Origin of the sequence: Kribbella albertanoniae (assembly GCF_004348455.1) — a bacterium.
Classification (GTDB): Bacteria; Actinomycetota; Actinomycetes; order Propionibacteriales; family Kribbellaceae; genus Kribbella; species Kribbella albertanoniae.
The window spans coordinates 1-15,157 of sequence record NZ_SMKA01000079.1; the positions used below are offsets into that span (position 1 = coordinate 1).

General features: G+C 66.7%; 12 protein-coding genes. 3 read left to right on the top strand and 9 right to left on the bottom strand.

What is annotated here, in order from left to right; translation table 11 throughout:
- Positions 1–602: 602 nt before the first annotated feature.
- Positions 603–2,261, bottom strand: coding sequence for a cellulase family glycosylhydrolase (locus E1261_RS18705; RefSeq protein WP_132408165.1), 1,659 nt, complete (start codon positions 2,259–2,261; stop codon positions 603–605).
- 521 nt (positions 2,262–2,782) lie between these two features.
- Positions 2,783–3,214, bottom strand: coding sequence for a VOC family protein (locus tag E1261_RS18710; protein WP_132408166.1), 432 nt, complete (start codon positions 3,212–3,214; stop codon positions 2,783–2,785).
- Positions 3,215–3,297: 83 nt separating this feature from the next.
- Here E1261_RS18710 and E1261_RS18715 point away from each other — a divergent pair, with 83 nt between their 5' ends.
- The 3 genes from E1261_RS18715 (at position 3,298) to E1261_RS18725 (ending at position 7,242) form a co-directional block, all read left to right on the top strand.
- On the top strand, positions 3,298–3,978 hold the full coding sequence (locus E1261_RS18715; protein ID WP_202874820.1) for a GntR family transcriptional regulator: 681 nt from the start codon (positions 3,298–3,300) through the stop codon (positions 3,976–3,978).
- Positions 3,979–4,030: 52 nt separating this feature from the next.
- Positions 4,031–6,322: a beta-galactosidase gene (locus tag E1261_RS18720; protein WP_165952556.1), complete on the top strand. Its 2,292-nt coding sequence runs from the start codon at positions 4,031–4,033 to the stop codon at positions 6,320–6,322.
- 77 nt (positions 6,323–6,399) lie between these two features.
- Entirely contained in the window at positions 6,400–7,242 is an 843-nt protein-coding gene (locus E1261_RS18725; protein ID WP_132408168.1) for an SAM-dependent methyltransferase, read from the top strand.
- 34 nt (positions 7,243–7,276) lie between these two features.
- On the opposite strand, the gene E1261_RS18730 is transcribed toward E1261_RS18725, so the two are convergent.
- The 7 genes from E1261_RS18730 to E1261_RS18760 form a co-directional block, all read right to left on the bottom strand.
- The gene (locus E1261_RS18730) at positions 7,277–8,230 is read right to left on the bottom strand and encodes an arabinan endo-1,5-alpha-L-arabinosidase (protein ID WP_132408169.1); all 954 of its coding nucleotides are present in this window, start codon (positions 8,228–8,230) and stop codon (positions 7,277–7,279) included.
- 41 nt (positions 8,231–8,271) lie between these two features.
- The gene (gene arfA, locus E1261_RS18735; RefSeq protein WP_132408170.1) at positions 8,272–9,771 is read right to left on the bottom strand and encodes an arabinosylfuranosidase ArfA; all 1,500 of its coding nucleotides are present in this window, start codon (positions 9,769–9,771) and stop codon (positions 8,272–8,274) included.
- 43 nt (positions 9,772–9,814) lie between these two features.
- Positions 9,815–10,642 (bottom strand): carbohydrate ABC transporter permease, encoded by an 828-nt coding sequence (locus E1261_RS18740; RefSeq protein ID WP_132408171.1) that lies wholly within the window; start codon positions 10,640–10,642, stop codon positions 9,815–9,817.
- On the bottom strand, positions 10,639–11,520 hold the full coding sequence (locus E1261_RS18745; protein ID WP_132408172.1) for a carbohydrate ABC transporter permease: 882 nt from the start codon (positions 11,518–11,520) through the stop codon (positions 10,639–10,641). The genes E1261_RS18740 and E1261_RS18745 overlap by 4 nt, the downstream gene beginning before the upstream one ends.
- 9 nt (positions 11,521–11,529) lie before the next feature.
- The gene (locus E1261_RS18750; protein ID WP_238176296.1) at positions 11,530–12,729 is read right to left on the bottom strand and encodes an extracellular solute-binding protein; all 1,200 of its coding nucleotides are present in this window, start codon (positions 12,727–12,729) and stop codon (positions 11,530–11,532) included.
- Between the two features lie 178 nt (positions 12,730–12,907).
- Positions 12,908–13,912, bottom strand: a complete 1,005-nt coding sequence (locus E1261_RS18755) for a LacI family DNA-binding transcriptional regulator (RefSeq protein ID WP_202874822.1) — start codon at positions 13,910–13,912, stop codon at positions 12,908–12,910.
- Positions 13,913–13,987: 75 nt separating this feature from the next.
- Positions 13,988–15,004, bottom strand: a complete 1,017-nt coding sequence (locus E1261_RS18760) for a LacI family DNA-binding transcriptional regulator (protein WP_132408174.1) — start codon at positions 15,002–15,004, stop codon at positions 13,988–13,990.
- Positions 15,005–15,157: the final 153 nt, after the last annotated feature.

The following is a 15,157-nucleotide window of genomic DNA, read 5'->3' on the forward strand; positions in this document are numbered from 1 at the left end:
CGCCCCACGCGTAACGTCCGAAGGAACGGAGGGCCCGCCTCCGGTCGTTCGGACGTTAATCACAACCCCCACCTAACGTCCGAAGGTTCGGAGGGCCCGCCTCCGGTCGTTCGGACGTTAACCACAACCCTCACCTAACGTCCGAAGGAACGGAGGGCCCGCCTCCGGTCGTTCGGACGTTAACCACAACCCTCACCTAACGTCCGAAGGATCGGAGGGCCCGCCTCCGGTCGTTCGGACGTTAACCACAACCCTCACCTAACGTCCGAAGGAACGGAGGGCCCGCCTCCGGTCGTTCGGACGTTAACCACGACCTCCACCTAACGTCCGAAGGAACGGAGGGCCCGCCTCCGGTCGTTCGGACGTTAACCACGACCTCCACCTAACGTCCGAAGGAACGGAGGGCCCGCCTCCGGTCGTTCGGACGTTAGGGAACCCGCAGCGGGCACCCTGCCGAACCTCCTTCCCCAACCGCCGGGATCCGGGACCGTCGTCCAGGGGCACCTTGAGCACCGATCAACCACCTGCCGGCCGCGTACGTGGTCGAACCGTGCTCAACGTCGTACCGGGTCGTGTGGAGAGCCTGAGCTGGCCGGCGTCAGTTACTGGCTGCTGTAGATGGTGGCTTCCTTTGAGGTTTGGCGGATGCCGTTGGTGCCGTTGATGATGCGCTGGCCCCAGGGGGTGAGGTTGGCGGGGTTGAAGCCGTAGACCATGTCGAGGTAGCCGACGTTGCTGCTGTTGCCGCTCCAGGACCAGCCGAGGTAGCCGAGGCCGCGTGCCTGTGTCTGGGCGAAGATCGTGTTCTCGTCGGGATCGCCGTCGGAGTGCAGGTGGCCGAACTCGCCGACCAGGAGCGGGAGGCCGGCGTTGCGGAAGGCGTCGAAGTACGCGTTGATCTTGGCGGCGGTGTTGTAGACGCCGTACATGTGGATGGAGAAGACGGTGTTGTGCTGCGGATCGGCGGCCAGCACGGAGGCGGCGTTGTTGCGCATGATGTTGGCCCAGTCCTGGCCCCACATCGGGCCGTCGGCCATCAGTAGGTGCTGCAGCCCGGCAGAGCGCAACCGTCGGATGGCGTTGGTGGTTGCGCTGGCCCAGGTTGCGCTTACGGACTGGTTGTTGCCGAATGGCTCGTTGCCCAGGTTGATGATGATGTAGTTCTCTTGGCCCCTCAGCGCACCGGCAACGCTGAGCCAGTAACTGGCCGCCTGATCGAGAGTCGCGGCATTACTCTGATCGCCGTACCCGGTGGTGTCGTGCACCTCGAGGACGCAGATCAGCCGGGACCGTTTGCACAACGAGATGATGTTGGTGATCTCGCTGGCCGAGGTCGGCGCTGACTGGCGGCCGCCGCTGAGGACGACGCGGACGGTGTTGGCGCCGGTGGCCTTGATGTTGGCGAACGAACTGTTCTGGCTCGTGAACCAGGTGTAGGGGTGGTTCACGCCGCGCATCACCAGGTTCGCGCCGTTCGCCTCGACGACCCGGGTGCCGCTGACGCGCAGGCCGACGGCTTCCGGTGCAGTGCTTGGCAGAGCCGCGACGACTGCGGGATACCAGCGCCGCTCCATCTTCTGGATACCGGCATTGTTGGGGTGTACGCCGTCGCCCGTGTCGGTCGCGGTGTTGAATCCGCTCCACTGGTCGACAACCGTGATCGGGGAGGCTGCGGTGGTGTTGGCCTGCACCCATCCCGGGATCGCGTTGTTGAGGGCAACTACCCGCTGACCGCAGGCGCTGCAGTTCGACGGGTTCATCGGGATGATGCGGGCGACGACGAGCTTCATCCGGGGATTCGAGGCGCGCATCTGCCGGAGCAACGTGGTGTAGGCGTTGAGGATGGTGGCGGCCGGGATGTTGCTCCAGACATCGTTCGTGCCCAGATGCATCAGTACGACGTCCGGCCGGGTTGCCGACAGCCATCCGGGGAGCTGGTTGTCGCGGGCGATGTTGGTGGCCAGGTAGCCGCCGTGGCCTTCGTTCTCGCCGTCGTAGGCGAAGCCGCAGCCGGGAGCAGGAAGCGTGCCGACGAAGTCGATGTTCGTGTGGCCGGTGTCGCGCAAGTGCCTGGAGAGCAAAGCGCGCCAGCAGCCGGGGGAGCCGGTGATCGAGTCACCCAGCGGCATGATGCGGGTCGCCGCGGCGACCTGGGTGCGGCTTTCCGGCGGCTCGACGGGCGCGGCCTGAGCGGATGGCAGGGCCACGAGTAGTGAGGCCAGTAAGGCGAAAACCGAGGCGATACCTAATCTTCGGGTCATTCTTCCTCCAGCTGTGTTAGGGGCGATCGAACAGCTGCCCGGATCATGATTGGGCGAGAGCGGCGGTGAGGAACGGGACGTGGAAGGCCGAGATACCGGCCAGGTTCGGGTGGGGCGGGGCCGGAGGAGCTGCGATCGAGCGGGGCGGTGCCGATCGAAGCGCTTCGACGTGGGGTAGACCCGAGGGTGGCACTTGCGGCCACCGAGGGTCAAGACCTCGCGACCTCCTGACTGGGAGCGTGCACAACCAGGATCTCCCAGCGGACCTGGTAATCCACCTCACCTCGAATCCGTGTATACCCCTCCTATGTGCACGTTCCCAACAAGCCTCGCGAGCGGAGATGCGCGCCGGGCGGACCGGCATGCCATCACAATTGCGTGTGGGCCGGCTGGCCACGCGGGGGACCGCGGTCGGCGGGCAATTGTGATGGGCTCTGGGTCCGGACCTGGGCCTCGGCCGGCTGGGCGATTGTGTGAGCAGGTGGCAGCGAGGGCGCGGGCGGTGCCGATCTGGAGGGCCCTCAGGCGGCGAAGACCTGGGAGTCGTCGGCGAAGGCCTTGAACTCGAGGGCGTTGCCGGCCGGGTCGAGGAGGAACATCGTCCACTGCTCGCCGGTCTGGCCCTGGAAGCGGACGTACGGCTCGATGACGAACGTCGTACCGGCGTCGCGCAGGCGTGCGGCGAGTTGCTCGAAGGCCGGGACCGTGAGGATCAGGCCGAAGTGCGGAACCGGTACGGCGTGGCCGTCGACGGGATTGTGGATGCGTTGCGCGCGCTCCGGGGCGACGTGGGTGACGAACTGGTGGCCGTGCAGGTTCCAGTCGATCCAGGTGTCGGAGCTGCGGCCCTGGGAGAGACCGAGCACCTCGCCGTAGAAGTGGCGGGCCGCGGTCAGGTCGTCGACCGGCACGGCCAGGTGGAAGCGGGGGATCGGGGAGTCCAGCACGCTCATGACAACGCCTCTCTGTCCTAATGTTAACATTGCGACAATGACCGAACGTTAGCATCAGCGCACCAGGGAGGGGCAAGTCAGACGTGAGCGATCAGAGCAAGGTGAGCCCGGCCCGGCGCCGGGGGCTGGCGGACGAGGTCGCGGACCGGATCCGCGAGGCGATCTTCAGCGGCGCCTATCCGCCAGGGGCCCAGTTGCGCGAGGTGGAACTCTCCGGCGCGATGGATGTCAGCCGGGGCCCGGTGCGGGAAGGGCTGCGACTCCTGGAGCGGGAGGGCCTGGTCCGGGTTGCCTGGCACCGGGGCGCGACGGTCACCACGCTGTCCGCCACCGATGTTGCCGAGCTGCATACCCTGCGCGGCGCGCTGGAGGACCTCGCCGTGCATCACGTTGTCGACCGCGCCACGGACGAGGACCTGAATCTCCTCGCGAAGACCGCGGCCGCGATGGACCGAGCGGATGACCCGCACGAGATGGTGCGCTGCGACATCGCCTTCCATGACGCCGTCTTCGCCGCGGCCGGCCATCAGCGCCTGGCCGAGGCCTGGGATGCGATCCGTTGCCAGGTCCACCTGTTTCTGCTGACCCGGATCAGCCTCAGCACCGAGGACTACCTCGGTCTGGTCCCCGGCGAACACCACGACCTCGTTGCCGCGCTGAGGGCCCGGGATGCCGACGCCGCCCTCGCCCTCTTCGCTGCGCATCGCCGCAACGCCTTTGAAGTCATCGCGTCCGGCACCGAGCGTCCGGCGTCGGGGAAGTGAGCGCCACGCCCTCGGCTGCGCGCTGAGCCAAGCGCCAGCGAAGATTGTCGCTGTGACCCGAAGCAGCAGGATCAAGGTGTCTTCCTGGCAGGGCGATGGGCAGCGACCGAAGATGGCCAATGTCGATGATCGCCGGCCCGGGTTCGGTCTGTCCGACCGCGGTCTGGAGCGTGCCGGTGTGCCGTTCGTTCCGGTGTCGGGGGAGGTGCACTACAGCCGGATTCCCAGGCATCGGTGGGAGGCTCGGCTGCGGTCGACGGTGGCGGGCGGTGTGACGGTCGTGTCGACGTACGTGCCGTGGCTGCATCACATGCCGGACCGCGGCAAGCCACAGTTCGACGGCAATCTCGATGTCGGTGCGTTCATTGATGCCTGCGGCAACAATCGGCTCGACGTGGTGCTGCGGATCGGGCCGTGGTGCCACGGCGAGCTCCGCAACGGTGGCTTCCCGGACTGGGTCGCCGCGGCGGACGTCGTACACCGGACTGACGATCCGCGGTATCTGGAGCTGGTCGAGGAGTGGTTCGGTCAGCTGGCCGAACACCTCGGCCGGCGGGCCGGGCCGGATGGTGTCCTGCTGGCGATCCAGCTCGAGAACGAGTTGTACGACCAGCCCGGCCATCTGCTCACTCTCAAAGCCATGGCTCGCCAAGCGGGACTGGCTGCGCCGCTCTGGACGGCGACGGCGTGGGGCGGCGCGCAGCTACCGGCCGGGGAGGTGTTCCCCCTGTACGGCGGCTATGCCGACGGGTTCTGGGTGGACTCCGAAGCGGGCTGGGATCCGACGTTCCGGGAGCACTTCTTCTTCAGCCACACCTGGGACGATCCCGGGATCGGTGCGGATCTGCGGCAGAGCGAGCTGTCCGCGGTGGCCGACCCGGTGGCTTCGGGGTTTCCGCCGGCCACTTGTGAACTCGGGGGTGGCATGGCGACGGCGTACCATCGCCGCCCGGTCCTCGAACCGCTCGACATCGCGACGGTCGCGTTCTGCAAGATCGGCAACGGCTCGGCCTGGCAGGGCTACTACATGTACGCCGGTGGCACGAATCCGGCGGGTGGTCCGGACGGCTGGCAGGAGTCCCAGGCGACCGGCTATCCGAACGACGTGCCGAGACTCAGCTACGACTTTCATGCACCGATCGGCGAGGCGGGCGAGATCAACGGCACCCATGCCGAGCTCCGCCGCCAGCACGCTTTCCTGACGGCGTTCGGCGCGGGCCTCGCGGAGCTGCCGTCCTGGCTGCCGGAGGTTCGCCCGGCAGATGTCCACGATCGGACAACGCCGCGCTGGGCGATGCGGTCGGACGGCGGGAAGGGCTACCTGCTGCTGGCTTGGCACCAGCCTTACGAGCAGCTGGATGAACTGCGCGACGTCCAATTCGAGATCACCGCTGGCGGTACGGCGGTCACAGTCCCGTCGGAACCGGTGACCGTCGTACCGGGGTCGTTGGCTTGTTGGCCGTTGTTCCAGGAGTACGGCGGGATCGTGATCGAGTGGATCACTGCCACCCCGATCACCCTGCTCGCGGGGAGCGACGTACCGGTCCTGGTTCTGCTCGCAGATCGCTCGATGCCGGTCGAGCTCCGGCTGCCCCGTGGCGTGGAGGTTCAGTCGCGGGACGCCAGCGCGACGTACCGGCTGACTCCTTCGGAGGTGCCGATCCGGCTGGTCTCGGCGACGGGTGCACTCGATCTACTCGTCTTGCCGGCGGCACTCGGCCCGGACATCTGGGTGCGGGAACACCCGCAACGGACACTCCTTCTTTCCGATTGCGAGATCTCGTGGAGCGGCGAAGATCCGGTGCAGGTCGTGGCCGCCGGAAGCGAGCCGCGCCTGCGACGCTACGACCCTGCCGACCAGCACTTCGTACCAGTCACCCTGGATTCCGCACCCGGGCGAACCGCGTCGGCGCAGGTGGACGAAATCCGCGCGGCTGCCGAGGTCCCAGCCAGCTACGGTCAACGAGACGGCCGCGCCGCCAGCCCCCAACCGTCAGATCTGGAGCAGTTCGCGGCTCTCTATCGCGTCACCCTGCCGGACTGGGTTCGCGAAGACGCCGTCGAGGCGCGGCTGCGGATTACCTGGGCGGGCGATGTCGCCGAGCTCGCAGTTGACGGTACGACGGTCGCCGACCGCTTCTGGGACGGCACCGTGTGGACGGTCGACCTGCGGGACGCGGGCCTCGGTACGGCGAAGGACGTCGTACTGCGTGTGCTGCCGTTGGCGTCTGAGAGTCGTGTCTGGCTGGCACCCGGAGCGCAGGCCGTGCGAGCGAGTCAGCCGGGCCAGCTGATCTGTACACCGACCGTTCTCGTCGAAGAACTGATCACCCGCAACGGTTGATACGTGGGGCGTGGTTACAGGCTGATGTGCATTCGCTACGATGCGGACTACTGCACGGGCGGCGTCGAGGAGTTTCTATGAGTGATCAAACCGATGACACTGAAGTCGACATGGTGGACCGACTCAATCTGAGCGTTCCGCACAGTGCCCGGGTCTACGACTACTTCCTGGGTGGCAAGACGAACTTCGCGCCGGACCGTGCGGTCGCCGAGCACCTGCTCGAGGCGTTCCCCGGATTCCGTACGGCGGCGCAGTCGAACCGGATGTGGATGCACCGAGCGGCCCGGTACGTCGCCGAGCAGGGCATCACGCAGTTCCTCGACATCGGTACCGGCATCCCCACCAGCCCGAACCTGCACGAGGTCGTGCAGGAGGTAGTGCCGGAGGCCAACGTCGTCTACGTGGACAACGACCCGATCGTGCTCACCCACTCCCGGGCACTGCTGGTCAGCAAGCCCCAGGGCAAGACGGCGTACCTCGAGGCGGACATCACCGACCCGCAGGCGATCCTCGACTCCGACGAGGTCCGCGAGGTCCTCGACCTGAGCAAGCCGGTCGCGCTGAGCATCGTCGGCGTCTTCCACTACCTCCCCGACGAGGCGAAGCCCTACGAGCTGCTCCAGCAGCTGGTCGACGCGCTGGCCCCCGGCTCGTACCTCCTCTTCTCCCACTGCACGCCCGACTTCGCCCCCGAGATGTGGGAGCAGGCGATCCAGGTCTACAAGGCCGACGGCGGCGACGCCCAGGTCCGCAGCCGCGAGGAGATCGAGCGCTTCTTCGCCGGCCTGGAGCTGGTCGACCCCGGCGTCGAGGTCCCCTACCGCTGGCACCCCGACGCCGAAACCGAGCGCCTCGTCGAGAACGACACCTTCAACGACATCAGCTGCAGCCTCTGGGTAGGCGTCGGCAAGAAGCCGTAACAGCCCGACCCTCAACTGGCTGGCCCGAGCGTCTTCAGCTGACCTTGGGCCAGCCGGTGGGGTCCCAGGTTAGCCAGTTGATGCCTAGGAGGGGTGTGCCGTTGTTGGCGTAGTAGTGGTAGACGAGGATGTCGTGGTCGGTGTCGGCGAAGACGTCTTGGTGGCCGGGGCCGTGGATGTTGTCGTGGGAGGCGAGGATCTCGGTGCCGCCGCCTGAGTTCAGGTCGGTGCCGTTGCGGTCGCGGTAGGGGCCGGTGACTGTGGTGGAGCGGCCGACCATGATGCGGTAGGTGCTGTCGGCGCCGCGGCAGCAGTAGTCGAAGGACACGTAGAGGTAGTAGTAGCTGCCGCGTTTGACGATGTTCGGTGCTTCGATCGGGCCGCCGTTGCGGCCGGCCAGGGCGCGCAGGGTGGAGTCTGCGCGGAGGCCGGTCGACGAGGAGAGGGCGATCATCTTGATGCCTGACCAGAACGAGCCGAACGAGAGCCACCAGCGGCCCTGGTCGTCGACGACGAGGTCCGGGTCGATGGCGTTGTAGTTGTCGGTACTGCGGGATTCGACGACCAGCCCGCGGTTCGTCCAGGTGCCGGAGTTGCCGCTGGGGCTGGTGGCCAGGAAGATCGCTGATCGGTTGGAGCCGAAGGTGGAAGCCGAGTAGTACATGTAGTACTGGCCGTTGCGGTAGGAGATGTCGGGTGCCCACAGATGCGCACTGCCGTTGGTGTAGGCGGTCGTCCAGGGTGCGCCGCCCGGGAAGGCGGATCCGGCGTTGCGGAAGGCGGTCCGGTCGGTGGACGTCTTCAGCGAGATGTTGTCACCGGTGTGCGCGACCAGGTAGCCACCGCCTGGTCGCTTGACGACACTCGGGTCGTGCACTCCGGTGTCCCCGGTGACATGGCCTGGGCCTGGGTAGGCGGCCCAGGCGTTCGGGGCCATCACGGTGGATACCGCAAGTGCTGCGGCGAGAAGGAAGGCAAAACGGCGCATGGTGTCCTCGATCCGTAGGGGCGGTTACGGCGGTACTGAGGTCAGGCGGACAAGCTGAGTGCGCTCCAACTGATGGCGGGCAAGGTGATGGTCAGCTTGCCGTCGACCAGTTGGGCTGAGTCGAAGGGCTGGGCGGTGACGCGGTCCGGTGCGGCCGCGGAGTTCGTGGCGAGTGGATCGGTGTCGTGGATGATGACTGCTTCGTCGACCGAGTTCACGCCGGTCCGACTGAGATCGACGGTGATCTCGATGGGGCCGTCGGTTGATCGGTTGACGACGAACAGCGCGAGCCGACCCTCCTCGTACGTCGCGATCGCGTCGACGGCCGTCACCTCACCGTGCTTAAGAGTCGTCACAGTGGGGGAGTCGGTCTCGACCCGGAGGACCTGACCGGCGGCGAGTCGCGAGGTGATGGCGAACGGGTGGAAGATCGGTTGCCGCCAAGCAGCACCGCCAGGATCCGTCATGATCGGAGCGATCACATTGGCCAGCTGGGCAAGGCACGCGACCGCGACCCGGTCGCTGTGCCGCAGTAGCGAGATCAACAGGTTGCCGACGACAACGGCATCGGTGACGTTGTACTCGTCCTCGATCCGCCGCGGCGCGACCTCCCACGCGTCGGCCGGGCCATCAGTCCGGCGGGAGCGGTCGCCGTACCAGACGTTCCACTCGTCGAAGGAGATGCCGATGCGCTTGCGGCTCTTGAGCTCGGCACCCACGTGGTCTGCGGTCGCTGTCACGGAGTCGATGAAGTGGTCCATGTCCACGGCCGAGGCGAGGAACGAGGCGGTGTCACCGTCGTCGTTGCCGTAGTAGGCATGGCAGGAGATGTAGTCGACGAACTCGTAGGTCTCTCGCAGTACGTCGCGCTCCCAGGTGCCGAACAATGGCATCTTCGACGACGATGAGCCGCAGGCGACGAGCTGCAGATCCGGCTCGACCATCCGCATCGCCCGGGCAGTCTCGGCCGCCAGTCGTCCGTACTCGGTCGGCGTCTTGTGCCCGACCTGCCACGGCCCGTCGAGTTCGTTGCCCAGGCACCACAACTTCACCCCGTACGGCGATGCGCCGTGCTGCGCGCGCAGTTCGGACAACGCCGTACCGTCCGGGTGGTTCGTGTACTCCAGCAGGTCGAGTGCCTCCTGAACGCCACGGGTACCCAGGTTGAGCGCCATCATCGGCTCGACCCCGGCCTTGGCGCACCAGCGCATGAACTCGTCCAGCCCGAACTCGTTGGTCTCGACGCTGTGCCAGGCAAGGTCGAGCCGGCGGGGCCGGGCGTCCCGCGGACCGACACCGTCCTCCCAGCGATACCCGGAGACGAAGTTGCCGCCCGGGTAGCGGACGACCGAAGCGCCGAGCTCCCGCGTCAGCTCGAGGACGTCCTTGCGGAAGCCGTCCTCGTCGGCGGTCGCGTGGCCGGGCTCGTAGATCCCGGTGTAGACACAACGTCCCATGTGTTCGACGAAGGTCCCGAAGGTCCGGCGGTTCACCGGCGCGATCGAGAAGGCGGGATCGATGGTCAGGTGGGCAGTAGGCACCGGGTTGCTCCTGTCAGCAGGTGTCATGGTGGAGATAGGAAACTCATCCTTTGATGCCGGCGTCGCCGACTCCGCGGACCACCTGGCGCTGGAACAGCGCGTAGACGATCAGCAGGGGAAGGCCACCCAGCACGGCCGAGGCCATGATCTGGGCGTAGCGCAGGCCGTACGAACCTTGGACGTTGGCCAGCCCGACCGGGATCGTCATCATCGACGGGTCGGTGGTCACGATGAAGGGCCAGAGAAAGTTGTTCCAGGCCCCGATGAAGGTGAAGATGCCGACGGCAACGAGAATGGGGCGCGACATCGGCACCATCACGCTCCAGACGATCCGCCAGCGGGACGCGCCGTCGACCCGGGCCGCGTCCTCGTAGTCGCGGGAGATGCCGTCGAAGAACTTCTTCAGGACGAACACCATCACCGGAGCGACGACCTGCGGCAGCACGATGCCCCAGTAGGTGTCGACCAGTCCGAGGCTGGTCATCTCCTGGAACAGCGGCACGATCAGCACCTGCGGCGGCACCAGAATGCCGGCGATGACCACGCCGAAGAGCACCCGCCGGCCGGGGAACTCGTTGCGGGAGAATCCGAACGCGGCCAGGACGGAGACGAACAGCGTCAAGACGGTCACCAGCACCGACACCACGCTGCTGTTGACGAACCAGCGGATGAGATCGCCCTGGTCGAGGACGCTCCGGTAGGCGTCCGCGGTCGGCGTCGCGGGGAACCACGTGATCGGCGACCGAGTGGTCTCCGACTCCGGCTTGAGCGACGTACTGACAGCCCAGAGCAGCGGAATCAGCCAGATGACCCCCAAGATCGACGCGCCGACCGCGGTAGCGACCTTCGGGAACGTCCAGGTCGACCTCATGCGCTGTCCTCCTTCGAACCGGAGAACAGCTTGAACTGCAGCACGGCCACGACCACGATGATCGCGAAGAACATGTACGAGATCGCGGAGGCGTAGCCGATCCGGTAGTTCGTGAAACCGTTCTGGTAGATGTACTGGATGATCGGCCGGGTCGCGTAGTTCGGGCCGCCGTTCGTCATCAGGTAGATCTGGTCGAAGATCTTCAGCGAAGCCACCAGTTGCAGTACGGCGATCAGCCCGGTCGTCCGGCGCAGCAGCGGCAACGTGATCCGGAACAGCTTCTGCCGCTCACTCGCACCGTCGATGTCCGCCGCCTCGTAGACCTGCTCCGGAATCCCTTGCAGAGCGGCAAGATAGAGCAGGAAGTTGAACCCGACCGTCCACCAGACGGTCGTGATTACCACGGCGAGCATCGCCCGGTTCTCGGTGTTCAGCCAGTCGATCTCGGCGAACCCACCAGCCGTCAGCAGCCCGTTCGCCAGACCGAACCCGGGCTCGTAGATCCAGACCCAGATCAGTGTGACGACGGTGGCCGGGAGCACGAACGGAGCGAAGTACGCGAACCGCAACAGCCACCCGAGGACGCCGGTGCGATTGGCGAGCAGAGCCATCACGAGCGCGATGATGACCAGCGGTGGCGTGCTCATCGCAGTGAAGATCAGCGTGTTCTTGAGCGACGACCAGACCGCGGAGTCGCTGAACATCTCACGCCAGTTCTGCAGCCCGAGGAATTCCTGCTCCACACCCGCCAGACTCGTGTTGAAGAAGCTGTTCCACAGTCCGGAGATGGTCGGCCACACCAGGAACACCGCGAACAGGAGTAAGAACGGACCGACGAAGAACAGTCCGGCCCAGCGTTCCTGCCAGGGTTTGCGCATCAGTACCTCCTAGACCGGGGACGGGGTGTCGAGGAGCTTCTGGGTCGCCGCCTTGAACTGCGCAAGCGCGTCCTGAGGCGTCGCCTGTCCGGAGAAGACGCCACTGAACGCCGCACCAGCCTCGTTCTGCAGTTGAGCACCGGACCCGCTGAACCAGGCGTCCGGGTCGTACAGGACGTCAGGCGCGACGCTGCGGTACTCCGCCTGTGGCTTGAGACTCACGTATTCCTGGCTGGTGACAACAGGCTGGTACGCCGGGATGTGGCCACCGACCGCCCAGTCCGTACTGTGCTTGAGCATCCACGTGATGTACTCGACCGTGGCCTTCGTATCAGCACGGTTCCGGTTCGCCTGGTGCGGCAGGACGAACGTGTGCGCATCACCGGCGAACTTGGGAACGTCGTACAGGACCGGGAACGGCGCCATGCTGAACGGGAGTTTCGCCGTCTGGTAGGTCGTCACCTCCCACTCGCCGTTGAAGCTCAGACCGGCCTCGCCGTTGCTGAACTGCGCAACCAGCGCGGCATAGTTGGCCGAGCGCGGGGTGAGTCCGTCGGCCGCGAGTTTCGCCATCAGGGACAGGGCTTCGAGCGCTTTGTCGTCGTCGAGAGCCAGGCGCTGACCGGAGTCGTCGAGGAACTTACCTTCGAGCTGACCGTAGAGCGTCCACCACATCCGCCACGGGTTGGTGGTCTCCACCGAGGCCGCGAACTTACCCGTCGTCTCCTTGACCGCCTTGAGCATCTCGAGGAACGCGGGTACGCCGGCCACCGGTTTCAGCCGGCCGTCGGGCGCGAGTAGTCCGGCCTTCTGGCAGATCTCGGTGTTGTAGTACAGAACGAACGGGTGCTGGTCGAGCGGTACGGCGTACAGGACGCCGTCGACGTGGCACCGCTGCCAGATCTCCGGCAGGAAGTCGGACTCGCTGATGCCGGCCTCGTTCAGCAGGTCGACCGGGATCGGGTCGAGCATGGTCGTCGGGCTGAAACCCTTCAGCCGCGACAGGTGCAGGGTGGCCACCTCGGGCGCGCGCCCACCGGCCGCCGACATCGCGAGCTTCGTGTAGAACGGCGGTCCCCACGCGAGCGTGTGGGCCTCGAAACGCACGTCCGGGTGTTCCGCGACGTACTGCTGGTGAATCTGCTGCAGGCGGGCGCCGTCACCGCCGCCGAAGAGGTTCCACTCGCGGACGCGAGCTTTCGATTGCACTGCAGAACAGCCGGTCAGAGTCAGGGCGCCGGCGCCGAGAAGTCCACCAAGTACTGCTCGGCGGCGCGGGCGAGAGGGGGCGGAGCCGTCGGGCATAGCAGGGTTCCTCCGGCCTTCTACATCGGTGTAGTACATCGGTGTAGAAAGAATGCATGCCAGCCTTCAGCCGGTCAAGATGTCAGCTGACGGTGGATTCCCTCACATGCAGCTCGTACGGCGCGACGAGCTCCTCGTGCTCCGACGTGTCGCCGCCCATTCGCCGTACCAGCAGGTCGACCGCAGTCCGGGCGATGTGCACCCGGTTGGGATCGACCGTCGTCAGGGTCGGCGTGCTGTACTCGGCCTCGTCGATGTTGTCGAACCCGGCCACCGCGATGTCGTGCGGAATCCGGAGCCCCTGAGCGGCGATCGCGCGGATCGCCCCGAGCGCGAGGGTGTCGTTCAGGGCGAACACGGCGTCGAAGTCCTGCGTGCGGGAGAACAGGTCGTTCATGGCCTCGGCGCCACTCGAGCGATGCCACTGGCCGCCGGATACCGCCAGCTCCTCCGGGACCGGTACGCCGTACTCCTCGTGGGCCTCGATGTACGCGCGGTGCCGGATAGCGGCGGTGCCGATCTGCTCGGTCGGCTTGCTGCCCAGCAGCGCGATCCGGCGCCGGCCCTGGTCGAGCAGATGCCTGACCACGGCCTTGGTCCCCTCGACGTTGTCGATCATCACGTGATCGACGGGACCGTGAAAGATCCGCTCGCCGAGCAGCACCATCGGGCTGCGGGTGGGCAGTGCGTCGACGTCCTCCTGGCCCAGCCCGAGCGGACTGTAGAGCAGGCCGTCGACCAGGTGACCGCCGGGCCGGGAGAGCGCGGTCAGTTCGCGCTGGCGGTCGGCGTTGGTGGTCTCGATCATCACCGTCAACCCGTGCTCACCAGCAGCTGCGATCGCCGCATCGGCCAGCTCCGCGAAGTACGGGTTGCTCAGCTCGGGCAGCACCAGTGCGATGACACCGGTTCGGCCGGACTTGAGCGTCCGGGCCGAGATGTTCACCCGATAGCCCAGGTCGTCGATCGCCGCGAGGACCTTGATCCGGGTCTCTTCGCGGATGTACGGATAGTCGTTCATCACGTTCGAGACCGTCTTCGGTGACACCCCCGCATGCCGCGCGACGTCCCGCATCGTCACTGCCACCAGCTCACCTCCCAACCACCGGTCATGAACACACACGGTAATCCACACCGGCAGCCGAGCCGTTGCCCACTGGTACTACGGGGCCGTGGCGGTGCTCGCGCGGGGGATCAGGGTGGCGGTCGGGACCTGCTGGGAGCTCGCCTGTCCGTCCTCGACGAGGTCCAGCATCGTCTGTGCTGCTCGCGCCCCGTAGTCGACGATGTCGCGGGCCAGCGCGGTGATGGACGGATGTTGCACGAGACAGAGCTGGGAGTCGTCCCCGGCCACGATCGAGAGTTGGGCGGGGACGGAGATCCCCAGCTCGTGGGCGACACTCAGGGCGGCCACTGCCATCAGGTCGTTGTCGTAGGTGATCGCGGTCGGACGGTCAGCCGTGGTCAGCAACCTGCGGGTGGCTTGAGCGCCTTCCTCCCAGGTGTAGTCGGTGCTGATCACCGGAGCTGACTCCAGTCCGTGGCGCGCGGCCGCAGCCTGGAAGGCCGCCGTACGGATCTGGGTGTGTTCGAGGCTCGGCAGCCCGGCCACGCGCGCGATGCGGCGGTGTCCGATGGTGACGAGGTAGTCGACGACGGACTCGACCGCGGTCGCGTCATCGCTCCAGACGGCCGGCAGATCCACGCCGTCCCGCGGCCGGCCGACGAGCACTCCGGGCACTCCGAGCTGGGTGAGGAGTTCGGGGCGCTGGTCCTGCGCCCAGAGGTCAGTCACCAGTACGCCGTCGATCCGGCGCTCGGCCCACCAGTAGCGGACGGCCTCGTCGGCCGCGTCGTGGTCGGGGACGACCTGGAGCAGCAGGGCGGTCCGGTTCGCCGACAGGACGGACTCGACGCCGGAGATGAACTGCATGAAGAACGGTTCCATCCCGAGCACGCGGGCCGGGCGTGGAATGATCAGCCCGACCGCATTGACCCGGGCGCCGGTGAGCGAGCGGGCCGCCAGACTCGGGCGCCAGCCGATCTCCTCGGCGATCGCGAGGATCTTGTCGCGCGTCGCAGGGGAGACGCCGGGCCGCCCGTTGAGCGCGTACGACACCGCTCCGGTGGAGACACCGGCCTGGATCGCGATGTCGGCGATGGTCGGTCGCTTGACCATGTGCCTCCTTCTGTCGGGCCCAGTAAAGCCGACCGCGCAGGCGACCGTAGTGGGGCTTGCCGCACTTACTTTACTTAAGTCCTTAAGTGGAAAGCCCTTGCTTGAGGTCTTGACGCGCCCAAGACCTGAGCTTACGGTCATCCGCAACTTACT

Bases quoted from the DNA above. Each gene is read 5' to 3' on its own strand.
- E1261_RS18705 (WP_132408165.1), bottom strand. From the start codon at position 2,261: ATGACCCGAAGATTAGGTATCGCCTCGGTTTTCGCCTTACTGGCCTCA.
- E1261_RS18710 (WP_132408166.1), bottom strand. From the start codon at position 3,214: ATGAGCGTGCTGGACTCCCCGATCCCCCGCTTCCACCTGGCCGTGCCG.
- E1261_RS18725 (WP_132408168.1), top strand. From the start codon at position 6,400: ATGAGTGATCAAACCGATGACACTGAAGTCGACATGGTGGACCGACTC.
- E1261_RS18730 (WP_132408169.1), bottom strand. From the start codon at position 8,230: ATGCGCCGTTTTGCCTTCCTTCTCGCCGCAGCACTTGCGGTATCCACC.
- E1261_RS18740 (WP_132408171.1), bottom strand. From the start codon at position 10,642: ATGAGGTCGACCTGGACGTTCCCGAAGGTCGCTACCGCGGTCGGCGCG.
- E1261_RS18745 (WP_132408172.1), bottom strand. From the start codon at position 11,520: ATGCGCAAACCCTGGCAGGAACGCTGGGCCGGACTGTTCTTCGTCGGT.
- E1261_RS18760 (WP_132408174.1), bottom strand. From the start codon at position 15,004: ATGGTCAAGCGACCGACCATCGCCGACATCGCGATCCAGGCCGGTGTC.